Origin of the sequence: Variovorax restrictus (assembly GCF_051216715.1) — a bacterium.
Taxonomy (GTDB): Bacteria; Pseudomonadota; Gammaproteobacteria; order Burkholderiales; family Burkholderiaceae_C; genus Variovorax.
Map to the genome: position 1 here is coordinate 1,018,284 of NZ_JBPJZH010000001.1, position 14,555 is coordinate 1,032,838.

Sequence of the window (14,555 nt, forward strand, 5' to 3'; positions counted from 1 at the left end):
CAGCCTCTCAGTCCCAGACCGGCGCCAGGCCTTCCGGGCTGGTGAGGCGTTCGTTCCGGTCGAGTGCCGCGATCTGCGCCATGTCGGCGTCGCTCAGCGTGAGTCGCTGCGCCAGCAGGTTGCTCTCCAGGTTCTCGCGCTTGGTCGACGAGGGGATCACCGCGTAGCCCAGCTGCATGGCCCAGGCCAGCACCACCTGCGCCGGCGTCGCGTTGTTCGCCGCCGCGATGGCCGCGATCACCGGGTCCTTCAGCGCCTTGCCGTAGGCCAGCGTCATGTACGAGGTGATGTGGATGCCCTGGCTTTTCGCGAAGTCGACGACCTGGCGGTTCTGCAGAAAGGGCGACAGCTCGATCTGGTTCGTCGCGATGTTCTCCGCGCCGACCGCCGCGATGGCTTCTTTCATCAGCGCGATGGTGAAGTTCGAGATGCCGATGCGCTTCGTCAGGCCTTGCGCCTTGGCATCCATCAATGCGCCCATGAACTCGGCGACGGGCACTTCGTTCTTGGGCGAGGGCCAGTGGATCAGCGTCAGGTCGACGTGGGTCGTGCGCAGCTTCGCGAGGCTGTCCTTCAGGCTGGGCAGCAGCTTGTCCTTGGCGTAGTTCGCGGTCCAGATCTTGGTGGTGATGAAGATGTCGTCGCGCGGCACGCCGCTGTCGGCGATGGCCTGGCCGACCTGGGCTTCGTTGCCGTAGATCTGCGCGGTGTCGACGAGGCGGTAGCCCAGTTCGAGGCCGGTCTTGACCGAGTCGATGACGACCTGGTCTTTCAGGCGGAAGGTGCCGAGGCCGAAGGCGGGGAGGGTGTTCGTGTTCATGGTGTCGTTGTCCTTGGAAAAGAGATCAGTGGCCGACCGGCATCGGGCCGTCGGTGCGTACGGGAATGCCGCTGCGTCGGTCGAGCGTTCCGCTCCATTGCGTGATGCCCAGCGAAACCAGCACCACCAGCGCGCCGATCCACGGCGTATGCATCAGCCCCAGGTGCGTGACGATCAGGCCACCGGCCCAGGCCGCGCCGGCGATGCCGAGGTTGAAGGCCGCAATGTTCAGGCCCGAGGCCACGTCCACCGCCTGCGGCGTGAAGCGCTCGGCCTGCTTCACCACGTAGACCTGCAGGCCCGGCACGTTGCCGAAGGCGACCGCGCCCCAGGCCAGCACGGTGGCCAGCGCCAGCCACTTGTGCGGCGCGGTGAACTGCAAGACCAGCAGCACGGCGGCCAGCAGCGCGAAGATGATCTTCAGCGCGGGGATCGGGCCCAGCCGGTCCGCCAGCTTGCCGCCCCAGATGTTGCCCGCCGCCACCGACACGCCGTACACCAGCATCACCCAGCCGACCGCGCCGGCGCTGAAGCCCGACACGTCGGTGAGGATCGGCGCGAGGAAGGTGAAGGGGATGAACGAGCCGCCGTAGCCGATGGCCGTCTTGGCATACACCAGCAGCAGGCGCGGCTCCGCCAGCACCTTGGCCTGCTGCACCAGCGAGGCGGGCGCGCTGTGTCGGATGTCGTTGGGCACGAAGATCCAGCTGCCGATGAAGGCGATCACGCCCAGCCCCGAGACGGCGAGGAAGGTCTCGCGCCAGCCGAAGTGCTGGCCGATGAAGGTGCCCAGCGGCACGCCGGTGACCAGTGCCACCGTGAGCCCGGTGAACATGATCGCAATGGCGCTCGCGGCCCTCTCCTTGGGCACCAGGCCGGTGGCGATGGTCGAGCCGATCGAGAAGAACACGCCGTGCGCGAGGCCGGTGAGGATGCGCGCCGCGACCAGCGTTTCGTAGCTGGGCGCCTGCCAGGCCAGCAGGTTGCCGGCGGTGAAAAGTGCCATCAGGCCGAGCAGCAGCGCCTTGCGTGGGACCTTGCCGGTGAGGGCGGTGAGCACCGGTGCGCCGACCGCGACGCCGAGCGCGTAGAGGCTGACCAGCAGGCCGGCCGACGGCAGACCGATGCCGAGGTCGGCCGCCACGGTGGGCAACAGGCCGACGATCACGAACTCGGTCGTGCCGATGGCGAATGCGCTGAGGGTCAGCGCGAGCAATGCAATGGGCATGGGAAAACTCCTTGGAATGGCGGGAGTCTGAAGCCGATGCCTTTGCAGAAAAAGAGGGTGACTGGCCAAAGATAATTGCCTGGAGATCAATAATCCGTCGCATCGGACCGCGGAGTACCCCATGAAAACCACCCTCGACGAACTGCAGGCCTTCACCGCCGTGGTCGACACCGGCTCGATCACGGCCGCCGCCGACCGGCTGGGCCAGACCGTGTCTGGCATGAGCCGCGCGCTGGGGCGTCTCGAGAAGAAGCTCGACACCACGCTGCTGCGCCGCACGACGCGCCGCATCGAGCTCACGGAAGAAGGCGCCGCCTTCCTCGCCCATGCCCGCGCGATCCTGGACGCCATCGACGCGGCCGAGGAGCAGATGGCCGCGCGCCGCCAGAAGCCCGCCGGCCGGCTGCGGGTGAACGCGGCGACGCCCTTCATGCTGCACGCCGTCGTGCCGCTGGTGCCCGAGTTCCGCCGCGCCTACCCGCAGATCACGCTGGAGCTCGACACCGACGAGCTCAACATCGATCTGCTCGAACGCCGCACCGACATTGCGATCCGCATCGGCGCGCTGCGCGATTCCACGCTGCACGCGCGTCCCCTGGGCACCAGCCGCATCCGGGTGCTGGCAAGTCCGGGCTACCTGGCGGAACATGGCCGGCCGAAGAGCGTGGCGTCGCTCGGCCGGCACACGCTGCTGGGCTTCACGCAGCCGGAGGCGCTCAATCGCTGGCCGCTGCGCGGCGTGCACGGCGACGAATGGCCGACGACGCCGGACATCACGGCGTCGAGCGGCGAGACGCTTCGGCAGTTGGCGTTGCAGGGTGCGGGCATCGTCTGCCTGTCGGATTTCATGACCGCAGGCGACCGTGCGCGTGCCGAACTGGTGCAAGTGCTGGCGAAGGACACGGTGGACGTGCGCCAGCCGATCAATGCGGTGTATTACCGCAACACGCAACTGTCGGCGCGCATTGCGTGCTTCCTGGACTTTCTCGCGGCGCGACTCGTTGAGGGATCGGTCCGATCAGTCCCGTGAGATCGCTAGCGGGGGCCGAGTTCGCCGCTCGCCGACATGCGCTCGGCACGCACCACCGCCGCCTCGAGCACCTTGATGGAGCTGGTGCCGGCGCGCAGCCGGCGCGACTCGTGGCGCGTCAACTCGGCGGCTTCGGGTCCGGCGAGGTCCTGCAACTGCGACATCAGTTCGTGCCGACGTCGCACCAGCGCCACGACTTCCGACTCGCGCGGTCGGCGCATCCGCACCACCAGCACGGCGATGAGCAGCAGGGCGGCAGCGATGGCAACCCATGCCCAGGCCGGAATCGAAGGGAGCCAATCAACCAAATCATTGTCCTCATTGCAAGCCGCCCCGAGTTGGACGGCTTTCACAGCGTAGGCCCATCCAGCGGGCGCGCGAGTCGGGCATTTGGAGGAAAAGGGCATCGGCGCTGTCCGACGCACGCCCGGTGCCGCCCGGCGGTGGCGTGCAGCCGATAATCCCGCGATGCGAATCCGCTTTACCAAGATGCAAGGTGCCGGCAACGACTTCGTCGTGCTCGACGAGACCGGCGCGCCGCTGGGCCTGTCGGCCGCGCAATACCAGTTCCTGGCCGACCGCCATTTCGGCGTCGGCGCCGACCAGATCCTCTCGGTGCGCCCCTCGCCGGCCGAGGGTGTCGACTTCCAGTACGTGATCCACAACGCCGACGGCGGCGAGGTGGAGCAGTGCGGCAACGGCGCGCGCTGCTTCCTGCGCTTCGTGCGCGAACACGGCCTGACCACCAAGGACGCGGTGCGCGTGCAGACGCTGTCGGGCGTCATCGAGCCGCGCATGAGCGATGACGGCCGCATCACCGTCGACATGGGCGCGCCGATCTTCGAGCCCGCGCGCGTGCCCTTCGACGTCGCCGGCATCGACCCGCAGCCCGACGGCGGCTGGGAGACCTGGCACCTGACGCTGTCGACCCATGCCGAGGGCGCGATCGTGCCCTTCGCCGTGCTGTCGATGGGCAACCCGCATGCGGTGCAGATCGTCGACGACATCGAGACCGCGCCGGTCGCCGAGCAGGGCCCGCTCATCGAGCACCACCCGCGCTTTCCCCAGCGGGTCAACGCCGGCTTCCTGCAGATCGTCGACCGCACGCATGTGCGGCTGCGCGTATATGAGCGCGGTGCCGGCGAGACGCTGGCCTGCGGCACCGGCGCCTGCGCCGCGGTGGTGGCGGGCATCCGCCTGGGCCATCTCGACCACCGCGTCGACGTCGAGACGCGCGGCGGCATCCTCACCATCGAATGGCACGGGGTGGGCCAGCCCGTGCGCATGACCGGCCCTGCCATCACCGTCTTCGAAGGCGAGATCGACGTCCCCGACGAACTATGACCATGCCCCCCAACAACAACGCCGCCATGAACCCGATCACCGAAGACGACATCGCCGACTACCTGGCGAACACGCCGGACTTCTTCGAGCGCCATGCGCAGCTTCTGGCAGAGGTGCAACTCACCAGCCCGCACGGCAACCGCGCGGTGAGCCTGCAGGAGCGCCAGGCCGAGATGCTGCGCGAGAAGATCAAGGCGCTGGAACACCGCGTGATGGACATGGTGCGCCACGGCACCGAGAACGTGGTCACGGCCGACCGGCTGCAGCGATGGACGCGCGGCCTGCTCACCACGCGCGACCCGCGCGGCCTGCCGCTGCAGATGGCCGACGAGCTGCAGTCGCTCTTCATGGTGCCGCAGATCGCCATCAAGGTCTGGGACTGCGACCAGGCCTACGCCGACGAGCCCTACGCCCAGTGGGTCAGCGACGACGTCAAGGCCTTCGCCACTTCGCTGACCACGCCCTATTGCGGCCTGAACGCCGGGCTGGAGGCCACGGCGTGGCTGGACGATGCCAAGGCGGCAGTGTCGATCGCGCTGATCCCCCTGCGTGCGGAGCCCACGGCACCGGCCTTCGGCCTGCTGGTGCTGGCGTCGCCTGATGCGCAGCGCTTCAATCCCGAGATGGGCACCGACTTCCTAGAGCGCATCGCCGATCTCGCGTCGGCCGCGCTGTCGCGCCTGCGGCCTTGAGACCGGCGCGCCAGCCCGGGCGCCGCGTGCGGGTGGCGCTGCGCGTGCTCGCCTTGGGCGCGGTGGCGGGGATGGCGCTCTACGGGGCCATCGCCCTCACGATCTGGCAGCGTGCCGAGGCGCTGCTCGCCGCCACACCCGCGCGGGCCGACGCCGTGCTGGTGCTCGGCAACCGCGCCTACCGCAACGGCGCCCCCAACCCCTGCCTGACCGGGCGCGTCGACGCCGCCGTGGCGCTGGCGCAGGCCGGGTGGGTGCCGCGGCTCGTGATGTCGGGTGGCATCGACCATGAAGACGGCCGCATCGAATCGCAGGTGATGGAAGTGCACGCGCGCGCCATCGGCTACACCGGGCCGGTGCTGCGCGAAAGCCTGTCGAACTCGACGCGCGAGAACCTGGCGATGTCCGCCGCCGTGCTGCGCGAGGCGGGCGTGCGGCGGGTGATCGTCGTGTCGGAGCCCTACCACCTGTGGCGGGTCGAACGGCTGGCGCGTGCCAGCGGCTTTGCCAGCGACTTCGACGTGCAATACGCCGCCGCGCCCACGGCGTGCTGGCAGCGCTGGGGCATGCGCTTTCGCGGCGCGCTGCGCGAACCGCTGGCCATCGTGAACAATGCCTTCCATGGCTACTTCTGAGGACACCGGAGCGAACGCGAGCGCCAGCGCTGCAGAAGCGCTGATCGAGCGTTACCTCGAGCATGCGCGCGTCGAGCGCCGGCTGGCCGGGCGCACCCTCGACATCTATGCCGAGCATCTGCGGACGCTGGCCGCGAAGATGGCCGAGGCTGGCCTGCCGATCGAGCGCGTCACCGCCGCCCACGTGCGCCGCTGGATGGCGCAGATGCACAGCGTCGGGCGCGAGCCGCGCGGCATCGCGCTGGTGCTGTCGTGCTGGCGCAGCTTCTACCGCTGGCTGGGCCAGCAGCAGCTGGTGCCCTTCAACCCGGTGCAGGACGTGCGTGCGCCCAAGGCGGCACGTCCGCTGCCCAAGGCGCTGGCGGTCGACGACGCGGTGCAACTGGCCGAGCTGCACGACGCCGATGCCGACCCGTGGACCGAGGCGCGCGACCGTGCCATCGTCGAGCTGCTCTACGGCTGCGGCCTGCGCGTGAGCGAACTGGTCGGGCTCGACGTGCACGCCAGCAAGGACGCGCGCGGCTGGGTCGACCTCGACGCCGGCGAGGCGCAGGTGCTGGGCAAGGGCAGCAAGCGGCGCAGCGTGCCGGTCGGCGGCAAGGCGGCGGAAGCGCTGCGTGCCTGGCTGGCGGTGCGCGACCAGTGCGTCGCGCTGCCGGCCGCCCGGGCGCGCGACCCGGCGAGCGCCGCGGCGCTCTTTATCGGCCGCAACGGCACGCGCTTCTCGGCGCAGTCGGTGTGGCAGCGGGTCAAGGCGCGCAGCCTGAAGGCCGGGCTGCCGGCGGCGGTGCATCCGCACATGCTGCGCCATTCCTTCGCCAGCCATGTGCTGCAGTCGAGCAGCGACCTGCGCGCGGTGCAGGAACTGCTCGGCCACGCCAACATCACGACCACGCAGGTCTACACCCGGCTGGATTTCCAGCACCTCGCCAAGGCCTACGATGCGGCGCATCCACGGGCCAAGGCCAAAGACGACATCGAATGAAAACACTCCGCCTCAAGCCCGGCAAGGAAAAGTCCCTGCTGCGCCGCCACCCGTGGATCTTCGAATCGGCCATTGCCCGCGGCGGCGCCGACCCGGGCGAAACGGTGCGCGTCGAGTCGCACGACGGCAAGTTCTTGGCGTGGGCGGCGTTCAGCCCGAGTTCGCAGATCCGCGCGCGCGCCTGGAGCTTCGTCGAGACGCAGCGCATCGACGCGGCGTTCCTGACCTCGCTGTGCGCGCGCGCTGTCGCTGCACGCGGCTACTTCGATCTGCAGAGCGATGGCATTCGTCTGGTGCATGGCGAAGCCGACGGGCTGCCGGGCCTGATCGTCGACCGCTATGGCGACACGCTGGTCGCGCAGTTCGGTTCCGCCGGTGTCGAGCGCTGGAAGGACGTGCTGGCCGATGCGCTGCTGGCCGCGACCGGGCTGAGCAAACTCTACGAACGCTCCGACGCGAGCGGCCGCGAGCGCGAAGGGCTCCAGCCCGTCACCGGCTGGCTGCGCGGGGAGGGCGCCACCGAGCAGGTGATCCGCGAGCACGACTGGCGGCTGTCGCTCGACATCGCGACCGGCCACAAGACCGGCTTCTACCTCGACCAGCGCGACAGCCGGCAGCGCTTTGCCGAGATCGCGCAGCACCGGCGCTTTCGCCGCGTGCTCAACTGCTTCTGCTACACGGGCGGTTTCACCGTCGCGGCGCTGGCCGGGCTGAAAGCGGCGGGCGCGGTCGAGGGGTCCGAGCTGACCTCCATCGACTCGTCGCTGCCGGCCTTGGAACGCGCCCGCGCCAACCTGGCGCTCAACGGCTTCGAGCGCGCCAACGCGCAGTTTCTCGATGCCGACGTGAACGCCTCGCTGCGCCGCTTCATCGAGGAAGGCCGCCGCTTCGATGCCATCGTGCTCGACCCGCCCAAATTCGCGCCCACCGTCGCCCATGCCGAGCGCGCCGCACGCGCCTACAAGGACATCAACCGGCTGGCGCTGAAGCTGCTCGAGCCGGGTGGCGTGCTGTTGACCTTCTCGTGCTCGGGTGGCATCAGCGCCGACCTGTTCCACAAGATCGTGGCCTCGGCCGGGCTCGACGCGGGCGTGGACGGTTACATCAGCGAACGTCTGGGCGCCGCGCCCGACCACCCGATGACCATCGAGTTTCCCGAAGGCGAGTACTTGAAGGGGCTCGTGGTGGTGCGCAAGTAGGCTTTGACCTTGCCGCGGCGCCTGCCTGGCCGCGTCGCTAAACTTTCCGCCTTTCCCGTTCTCGGAGTTCGCTATGGCCCTCATTCCCGCCACCATCCTCACCGGCTTTCTCGGCTCCGGCAAGACCACGCTGCTCAAGCGCATCCTCTCCGAGGCGCATGGCCAGAAGATCGCCGTGATCGAGAACGAATTCGGCGAAGAGAACATCGACAGCGACATCCTGGTGACCGAGTCGAAGGAGCAGATCGTGCAGATGAGCAACGGCTGCGTCTGCTGCACCATCCGCGAAGACCTGCGTGAAGCGCTGCAGCTGCTGGCCGCCAAGAAGCGCCAGGGCCTGCTTGATTTCGACCGCGTGGTGATCGAGACCACCGGCCTGGCCGACCCCGGCCCGGTGGCGCAGACCTTCTTCATGGACGACGAGATCGCCGAGAGCTACCTGCTGGACTCCATCCTGACGCTGGTCGACGCCAAGCACGCGCCGCAGCAGCTCAACGATCGGCAGGAAGCGCGCCGCCAGGTGGGCTTCGCCGACCAGATCTTCATCAGCAAGAGCGAGCTGGTCTCCGACGCCGAAACCGAGGCGCTGATCCATCGCCTGAAGCACATGAACCCGCGCGCGCCGCAACAGAAGGTGCATTTCGGCGAGGTGCCGCTGGCGAGCGTGTTCGACCTGCGCGGCTTCAACCTGAACGCCAAGCTCGACATCGACCCGGACTTCCTGAAGGACGATGACCACGATCATCACGACCATGACCACGCGCATGGCGAGCATTGCGACCACCCGTCGCATGCGCACGAAGGCCATGGCCACCATCACCACACGGACGACGACGTCAAGAGCTTCGTCTACAAGGCCGACCGTGCCTTCGACCCCGCCAAGCTGGAGGACTTTCTCGGCGCGGTCGTCAACATCTACGGCCCGAAGATGCTGCGCTACAAGGGCGTGCTGAACATGCAGGGCACCGACCGCAAGGTGATCTTCCAGGGCGTGCACCAGCTCATGGGCAGCGACCTGGGCCCGGAATGGGGCGCCGACGAGGCCCGCCAGAGCCGGATGGTGTTCATCGGCATCGAGCTGCCGCGCGATATTCTGGTCCAGGGCCTGGACCAGTGTCTGGTGTGACCGCCTGGTTCATATCTATATACAATCGCGCGCCTGTTGCGCAGCCTCCGGGTCGTTAGATGGCTCGGCCGTGACTTCCGGCCTAGGAGGGCGTGCGTTCCTGGCGTGCTTTCAAGGGTATAACCCCGGGGGCCCGCCATCGGTGGGCGCCTGACAGTCTGGGTCGCGCGGTCGAAGAACCGAACGGCCTTCAGGGGGAGAGCCAGTGAAAGCGCGTTCGAGTTCGTCGAAGGAGCCAGCCACCGTGAAGAAACCTGCCGCGAAGGCCAAGCCCGTCTTGAAGCCGGTCGTCTCGAAGACGGCGGCGGCCAAGTCGGCCGCGTCGTCGAAAAAGGCTTCCACGCCGGCGGCTGCCGCCAAGAAAGTCAGCGTGCCGTCGGCCAAGAAGCCCGCTGCCGCTGTGAAGAAAGCCGCTCCACCCGCCCCGGCCCCCAAGGCCGCGGCGAAAAGCTCATCGAAGGCAGCCTCCGTGGCTGCCACGTCGTCCAAACCCACCGGCCGCAGTGCCGAACCACCTGCCCCTTCGCTTCCCATGAAAAAAACGGCTGCCGCCTCCACTTCCCCTCCGGCGTCCACGCCCATCACCTCGATCCCCGCTGCGCCTGCACCGGCGACCCGCGGAGGCCGCGTGTCTCGCCTGTCGCAGTTGACCGTGCCCTCGATGGCGCAGTCGGTCGCCTCGACAGCGGCCAAGTCCAGCTTCACGCAGATCGCCTCGACGGCGCTGGTGCCGCCGCCCCCGTTGGCGGTCAAGAAAGACCCGAAGCTCGCGAACAACTGGAAGACCAAGTCCGCCGAGGAACTGACCGACCAGGAAGTGATCGCCATGCCCGACGGCGAGTACATGAACGAGAAGCAGATGGCCTTCTTCCGCCTGAAGCTGATCGAGCTCAAGCGCGGCATCCTCGAGAACGCCGGCGAAACCACCGAGCATCTGCGTGAAGACACCGTGGTGGTGCCCGACCCGGCCGACCGCGCGACCATCGAGGAAGAGCATGCGCTGGAACTGCGCACGCGCGACCGCGAACGCAAGCTGCTCAAGAAGATCGAGCAGTCGATCCAGCGCATCGACGCCGGCGACTATGGCTACTGCGACGAGACCGGCGAGCCGATCGGTGTCGGCCGCCTGCTGGCGCGCCCGACCGCCACGCTGTCGCTCGAAGCGCAGCAGCGCCGCGAACTCAAGCAGAAGATGTTCGGAGACTAGGCCGCCGGCCTTCCGCGACACGACCGCCTCCCTCGACGCCCTGAGTTCCTCTCCCCAGCATGTCCAAGGAAGAACCGTCCGGCCGCCTGCTCTCGAAAGTGGCGAAGTTCGTTCGCAACCCGCTGAAGGACTGGGCCGAGCTGGACGCGCAGGACTCGTCCGCGACCGAGAACGGCTACAGCCGCGAGATGCTCAAGGAGATGATCGAGCGGCGCCAGCGCAACGATTTCGTGCGCCGACGCGAGTTCGACATGCTGCGCAAGCTGCGCCAGCGCGAAGCCGCCGGCGCGCGCGACCCGGAGCACCCCTCGTCTCTGAATGTGAGCAGCACCTCGGGCAAGACCGAAGGCCGTGCGCTCACGCTCAAGAAGATCGACGAGATCGAAGCGCAGATGTCCAGGCAATGGTGGAAGGGCACGCCCGGCACTACCGCCGACGACGAGCCTTCGATCAATCCTGAGATCCTGGCGGCTCAGCGGGCACGGGCCTATGCCGACACGGCGCCGCAGGCCGCCGACAGCACGGTGCCGGCCATCGCCGAGGCCCCGGCCGGCGCCGCGTCGGCGAACAGCGCCGCCGCGCCGCTGCTGGTGTACGACAGCGCGCTCGACGAAGCCGCGATCCGTTTTGCGCATGGCGACGATGCCGGCGCCGAGTCGATCCTGCTGCAGAGCCTCTTGTCCGACGCCACCCAGAACGACCACAACGACATCTGGCTGGCATTGCTGGACCTGTACCGCGCCATCGGCGACGCCGAGAAGTTCGTGGCGGCGAGCACCCGGTATGCGCAGCGCATGAAGCGCAACGGGCCCGAGTGGGTGTCCCTGCGCGCCCTGGCGCGCGGGGTGCAGACCAGCGTCGCGGCCACGGCGCAGCAGTCGGCCGACTGGCGCAGTCCGGCGCAGCTCAGCCGTGAGAGCCTGGTCGAACTCACGCGGGCGCTGGGCGGCGCGGGTTCGGTGTGGACGCTCGACTGGCGTCTGCTCAGCGGCATCGACCTGGCCGCGGCCGGCCCGCTGAAATCGCTCTTTGCCCACTGGTCGGCATCGCCGGTCGACGTGCATTTCGTGGGTGCCGGGCGCCTGCTGGCCGTGCTCGAGAAGGCCACACCGCCCAACGAGCGCACCATCGACGAGGCCTGGTGGCAGTTGCGCATGGCTGCGCTGCGGCTCATGAACGAAGTCGACCTGTTCGAGCTGGTCGCGCTCAACTACTGCATCACGTACGAAGTCTCGCCGCCGCCATGGGAAGAGCCGCAGGGGCGCTACGCCGCCGTGGAGGCGTCTTCTTCCACGCGCCCGGGATCGCTCTCGATGCGCCTCGTGAGCGATGAGCCGGACGCGTCGGCTGCCGGGGACGCTGTGGGCGCGATGCTGTCGGGCGACCTCAGCGGCGAGTCGGAGTCGACCTGGCGCCGCCTCGACGCCGAGATCGCCGATGCCGAGCTGGTCGACCCGACGGCGCCGGCGGTCATCCAGTGCAGCGCGCTCGTGCGCCTGGACCTGGCCGCGGCGGGCACCTTGCTGCATTGGGTGACCGAACGCGACGCCAACGGCCAGCGCGTGCAGTTCGTCGATGCGCACCGGCTGATCGCGGCCTTCTTCAAGGTGGTGGGCATCGCCGACCACGCGCTGGTGCGGGTGCGCGAGAACTAGCCGTTACCACTGCGGACCCGACGGTCCCTTGCATTGGTCCGTGCCATCCCCAGATGGCCCCGATGGAACAGTTTCACGGCACCACCATCGTCAGCGTGCGCCGCAAGACCCCCCAGGGCGACCAGGTCGCCATCGGCGGGGACGGGCAGGTCACTCTCGGCAACATCGTCATCAAGGGCACGGCGCGCAAGGTGCGCCGGCTCTACCACGGCAAGGTCCTCGCGGGTTTCGCCGGCGCCACGGCCGACGCCTTCACGCTCTTCGAGCGCTTCGAGGCCAAACTCGAGAAGCACCAGGGGCATCTGACCCGCGCGGCCGTCGAGCTCACCAAGGACTGGCGCACCGACCGCGTGCTGCGCAAGCTCGAGGCCATGCTGGCTGTGGCCGACGCCACCACCTCGCTCATCATCACCGGCAACGGCGACGTGCTGGAGCCGGAGGACGGCGTGATCGCCATCGGCTCGGGCGGGGCCTACGCGCAGTCGGCCGCCAAGGCGCTGCTCGACAACACCGAACTCAGCGCCGAACAGATCGTGCGGAAATCGCTCGGCATCGCCGGCGAGATCTGCATCTACACGAACATGAACCACACCGTGGAAGCGCTCTGACCATGTCCATGACCCCCCAGGAAATCGTCTCGGAGCTCGACAACCACATCGTGGGCCAGCCGGCCGCCAAGCGGGCCGTGGCCATCGCCCTGCGCAACCGCTGGCGCCGCCAGCAGGTCGAGGAGCCGCTGCGCCACGAGATCACGCCCAAGAACATCCTCATGATCGGCCCCACCGGCGTCGGCAAGACCGAGATCGCCCGTCGCCTGGCCCGCCTGGCCGACGCGCCCTTCATCAAGGTCGAGGCGACCAAGTTCACCGAGGTCGGCTACGTCGGCAAGGACGTCGACGCGATCATCCGCGACCTGGCCGAGATCGCCGTCAAGCAGACGCGCGAGAAGGAAAGCGCCAAGTTCCGCATGCGCGCCGAGGATGCGGCCGAGGAGCGCATCCTCGACGCCTTGCTGCCGCCGGCGCGGCTGGCCGACGGCAGTGCCTCGGACACGCAGAACACCACCCGCCAGGCTTTTCGCAAGAAGCTGCGTGAGGGCGCGCTCGACGACAAGGAGATCGAGATCGACCTCGCCGAGGCCCGTGCGCCGATGGAGATCATGGGCCCGGCCGGCATGGAAGAGATGACCGAGCAGCTGCGCGGCATGTTCGGCCAGATGGGTGCCGGCAAGCGCAAGACGCGCAAGCTCAAGATCGCCGAGGCGATGCGTCTGGCGATCGACGAAGAGGCGGGCAAGCTCGTCAACGAAGACGACATCCGCGCGCTGGCCATCCGCAATGCCGAGGAGAACGGCATCGTCTTCATCGACGAGATCGACAAGGTGGCCACGCGCAGCGACGCTCAGGGCTCGGACATTTCGCGCCAGGGCGTGCAGCGCGACCTGCTGCCGCTGGTCGAGGGCACGGCCGTGACCACCAAGTACGGCGTAGTGCGCACCGACCACATCCTCTTCATCGCGAGCGGGGCGTTCCACCTGAGCAAGCCGAGCGACCTGATTCCCGAACTGCAGGGGCGCTTCCCGATCCGCGTCGAGCTGCAGTCGCTGTCGATCGCCGACTTCGAGGCGATCCTCATGCAGACGCGCGCCTCGCTGGTCAAGCAGTACCAGGCATTGCTGGCGACCGAGGGCGTCACGCTCGATTTCACGCCGGAGGGCATCACGCGGTTGGCGGGCATCGCCTACGAGGTGAACGAGCGCACCGAGAACATCGGCGCGCGTCGCCTGTCGACGGTGATGGAGCGCCTGCTCGACGAAGTCAGTTTCGACGCCGCGCGACTGGACGGGCAGGCAATCCGCATCGACGCGGCGTACGTGGATCAGCGCCTCGAGGCACTAAGTCACGACGAGGACCTTTCGCGTTTCATCCTCTGACGCGCCAAGCGTCTGGGCACTTGGCTTCACGCAGAACATTCATTGCGTGAGCTAAGTGCTTCATTTGCAACGGGATTCGTGCTTTCAGAAGGTTTGAAAAGCGCGCTAAGTCGTTGATTCCATTACAAAAAATAGACAAAGGCATGCCTTGTCGTACCTTGGTTTCCTGCTACAGTGCAAAAAAGTGCATTTAAGTGGGAAAAGGTGTCGGATGTTGCCTCGTCGAGGCGCGCGACCGCTCCCACCACAGGGGTTCCGTGGCCGTGTTTCAAGGCGCTTCATCGCTGAGTCTGGATGCGAAGGGTCGGCTTTCAGTGCCGACCCGGCATCGTGACGTGCTGGCCTCGACGGCCAGCGGTCAACTCACGATCACGCGTCATCCCCACGGCTGCCTAATGATCTTCCCGCGCCCCGCGTGGGAGCAGTTCCGCGAACGCATCGCCGCGATGCCGCTGAAGGACCAGTGGCTCAAGCGCCTGTTCCTCGGCAACGCGATGGATGTCGACATGGACGGCACCGGCCGCATCCTGGTTTCGCCCGAACTGCGCGCCGCCGCGAACATCGCGCGCGATACGCTGCTGCTCGGCATGGGCAGCCATTTCGAGCTCTGGGATAAGGCCACGCACGACGCCAAGGAGGCCGAAGCGATCCAGGCCGGCCTGCAATCCGAAGCGCTCCAGGACCTCGCCTTTTGACGAGCG

At 68.1% G+C, this 14,555-nt stretch carries 16 protein-coding genes and 1 pseudogene; 12 read left to right on the forward strand and 5 right to left on the reverse strand.

The genetic code is table 11. From position 1 onward, the window contains the following. Nucleotides 1–7 precede the first annotated feature (7 nt). A complete protein-coding gene (gene dkgB, locus ACSFA0_RS04820; protein ID WP_435449088.1) occupies nt 8–820 on the reverse strand; it encodes a 2,5-didehydrogluconate reductase DkgB in 813 nt (270 codons plus the stop codon). Nucleotides 821–845: 25 nt separating this feature from the next. Next, on the reverse strand, nt 846–2,048 hold the full coding sequence (locus ACSFA0_RS04825) for an MFS transporter (protein WP_435449089.1): 1,203 nt from the start codon (nt 2,046–2,048) through the stop codon (nt 846–848). Between the two features lie 121 nt (nt 2,049–2,169). Here ACSFA0_RS04825 and ACSFA0_RS04830 point away from each other — a divergent pair, with 121 nt between their 5' ends. Continuing rightward, entirely contained in the window at nt 2,170–3,078 is a 909-nt protein-coding gene (locus tag ACSFA0_RS04830) for a LysR substrate-binding domain-containing protein (RefSeq protein ID WP_435449090.1), read from the forward strand. A gap of 5 nt (nt 3,079–3,083) precedes the next feature. On the opposite strand, the gene ACSFA0_RS04835 is transcribed toward ACSFA0_RS04830, so the two are convergent. Continuing rightward, nucleotides 3,084–3,386 carry a hypothetical protein gene (locus ACSFA0_RS04835; protein WP_435449091.1) on the reverse strand — a complete coding sequence of 101 codons (303 nt, stop codon included), beginning with the start codon at nt 3,384–3,386 and terminating at the stop codon, nt 3,084–3,086. A gap of 160 nt (nt 3,387–3,546) precedes the next feature. On the opposite strand from ACSFA0_RS04835, the gene dapF reads away from it, so the two are divergent. From dapF to ACSFA0_RS04865, 6 genes are all read left to right on the forward strand, one after another. Beyond that, a complete protein-coding gene (dapF, locus tag ACSFA0_RS04840) occupies nt 3,547–4,422 on the forward strand; it encodes a diaminopimelate epimerase (RefSeq protein WP_435449092.1) in 876 nt (291 codons plus the stop codon). Then, on the forward strand, nt 4,419–5,114 hold the full coding sequence (locus tag ACSFA0_RS04845) for a DUF484 family protein (protein WP_435449093.1): 696 nt from the start codon (nt 4,419–4,421) through the stop codon (nt 5,112–5,114). Before dapF ends, ACSFA0_RS04845 begins: the two co-directional genes overlap by 4 nt. Next, on the forward strand, nt 5,111–5,749 hold the full coding sequence (locus tag ACSFA0_RS04850; protein WP_435449094.1) for a YdcF family protein: 639 nt from the start codon (nt 5,111–5,113) through the stop codon (nt 5,747–5,749). The genes ACSFA0_RS04845 and ACSFA0_RS04850 overlap by 4 nt, the downstream gene beginning before the upstream one ends. After that, nucleotides 5,727–6,734: a tyrosine recombinase XerC gene (locus tag ACSFA0_RS04855; protein ID WP_435449095.1), complete on the forward strand. Its 1,008-nt coding sequence runs from the start codon at nt 5,727–5,729 to the stop codon at nt 6,732–6,734. The genes ACSFA0_RS04850 and ACSFA0_RS04855 overlap by 23 nt, the downstream gene beginning before the upstream one ends. After that, a complete protein-coding gene (locus tag ACSFA0_RS04860) occupies nt 6,731–7,933 on the forward strand; it encodes a class I SAM-dependent rRNA methyltransferase (protein WP_435449096.1) in 1,203 nt (400 codons plus the stop codon). Before ACSFA0_RS04855 ends, ACSFA0_RS04860 begins: the two co-directional genes overlap by 4 nt. A gap of 73 nt (nt 7,934–8,006) precedes the next feature. Continuing rightward, entirely contained in the window at nt 8,007–9,059 is a 1,053-nt protein-coding gene (locus ACSFA0_RS04865; protein WP_435449097.1) for a CobW family GTP-binding protein, read from the forward strand. Between the two features lie 111 nt (nt 9,060–9,170). Here ACSFA0_RS04865 and ACSFA0_RS04870 read toward each other — a convergent pair whose 3' ends face one another. Beyond that, nucleotides 9,171–9,641, reverse strand: coding sequence for a hypothetical protein (locus tag ACSFA0_RS04870; protein ID WP_435450984.1), 471 nt, complete (start codon nt 9,639–9,641; stop codon nt 9,171–9,173). Here ACSFA0_RS04870 and dksA point away from each other — a divergent pair. From dksA to hslU, 4 genes and pseudogenes are all read left to right on the forward strand, one after another. Beyond that, nucleotides 9,529–10,266, forward strand: a complete 738-nt coding sequence (dksA, locus tag ACSFA0_RS04875; protein WP_435450891.1) for an RNA polymerase-binding protein DksA — start codon at nt 9,529–9,531, stop codon at nt 10,264–10,266. The two genes, ACSFA0_RS04870 and dksA, sit on opposite strands and share 113 nt — an antisense overlap. 59 nt (nt 10,267–10,325) lie before the next feature. Then, nucleotides 10,326–11,921: an STAS domain-containing protein gene (locus ACSFA0_RS04880; RefSeq protein WP_435449098.1), complete on the forward strand. Its 1,596-nt coding sequence runs from the start codon at nt 10,326–10,328 to the stop codon at nt 11,919–11,921. Nucleotides 11,922–11,983: 62 nt separating this feature from the next. After that, nucleotides 11,984–12,529: an ATP-dependent protease subunit HslV gene (hslV, locus tag ACSFA0_RS04885; RefSeq protein WP_435449099.1), complete on the forward strand. Its 546-nt coding sequence runs from the start codon at nt 11,984–11,986 to the stop codon at nt 12,527–12,529. An 8-nt stretch (nt 12,530–12,537) separates the two neighbouring features. After that, nucleotides 12,538–13,791: pseudogene (gene hslU / locus ACSFA0_RS04890) on the forward strand (ATP-dependent protease ATPase subunit HslU); the annotation flags it as partial. A gap of 29 nt (nt 13,792–13,820) precedes the next feature. Here the strand turns inward: hslU and ACSFA0_RS04895 are convergent. Next, nucleotides 13,821–13,874 carry a hypothetical protein gene (locus ACSFA0_RS04895; RefSeq protein WP_435450892.1) on the reverse strand — a complete coding sequence of 18 codons (54 nt, stop codon included), beginning with the start codon at nt 13,872–13,874 and terminating at the stop codon, nt 13,821–13,823. Between the two features lie 243 nt (nt 13,875–14,117). On the opposite strand from ACSFA0_RS04895, the gene mraZ reads away from it, so the two are divergent. After that, entirely contained in the window at nt 14,118–14,549 is a 432-nt protein-coding gene (mraZ, locus tag ACSFA0_RS04900) for a division/cell wall cluster transcriptional repressor MraZ (protein ID WP_435450893.1), read from the forward strand. Nucleotides 14,550–14,555: the final 6 nt, after the last annotated feature.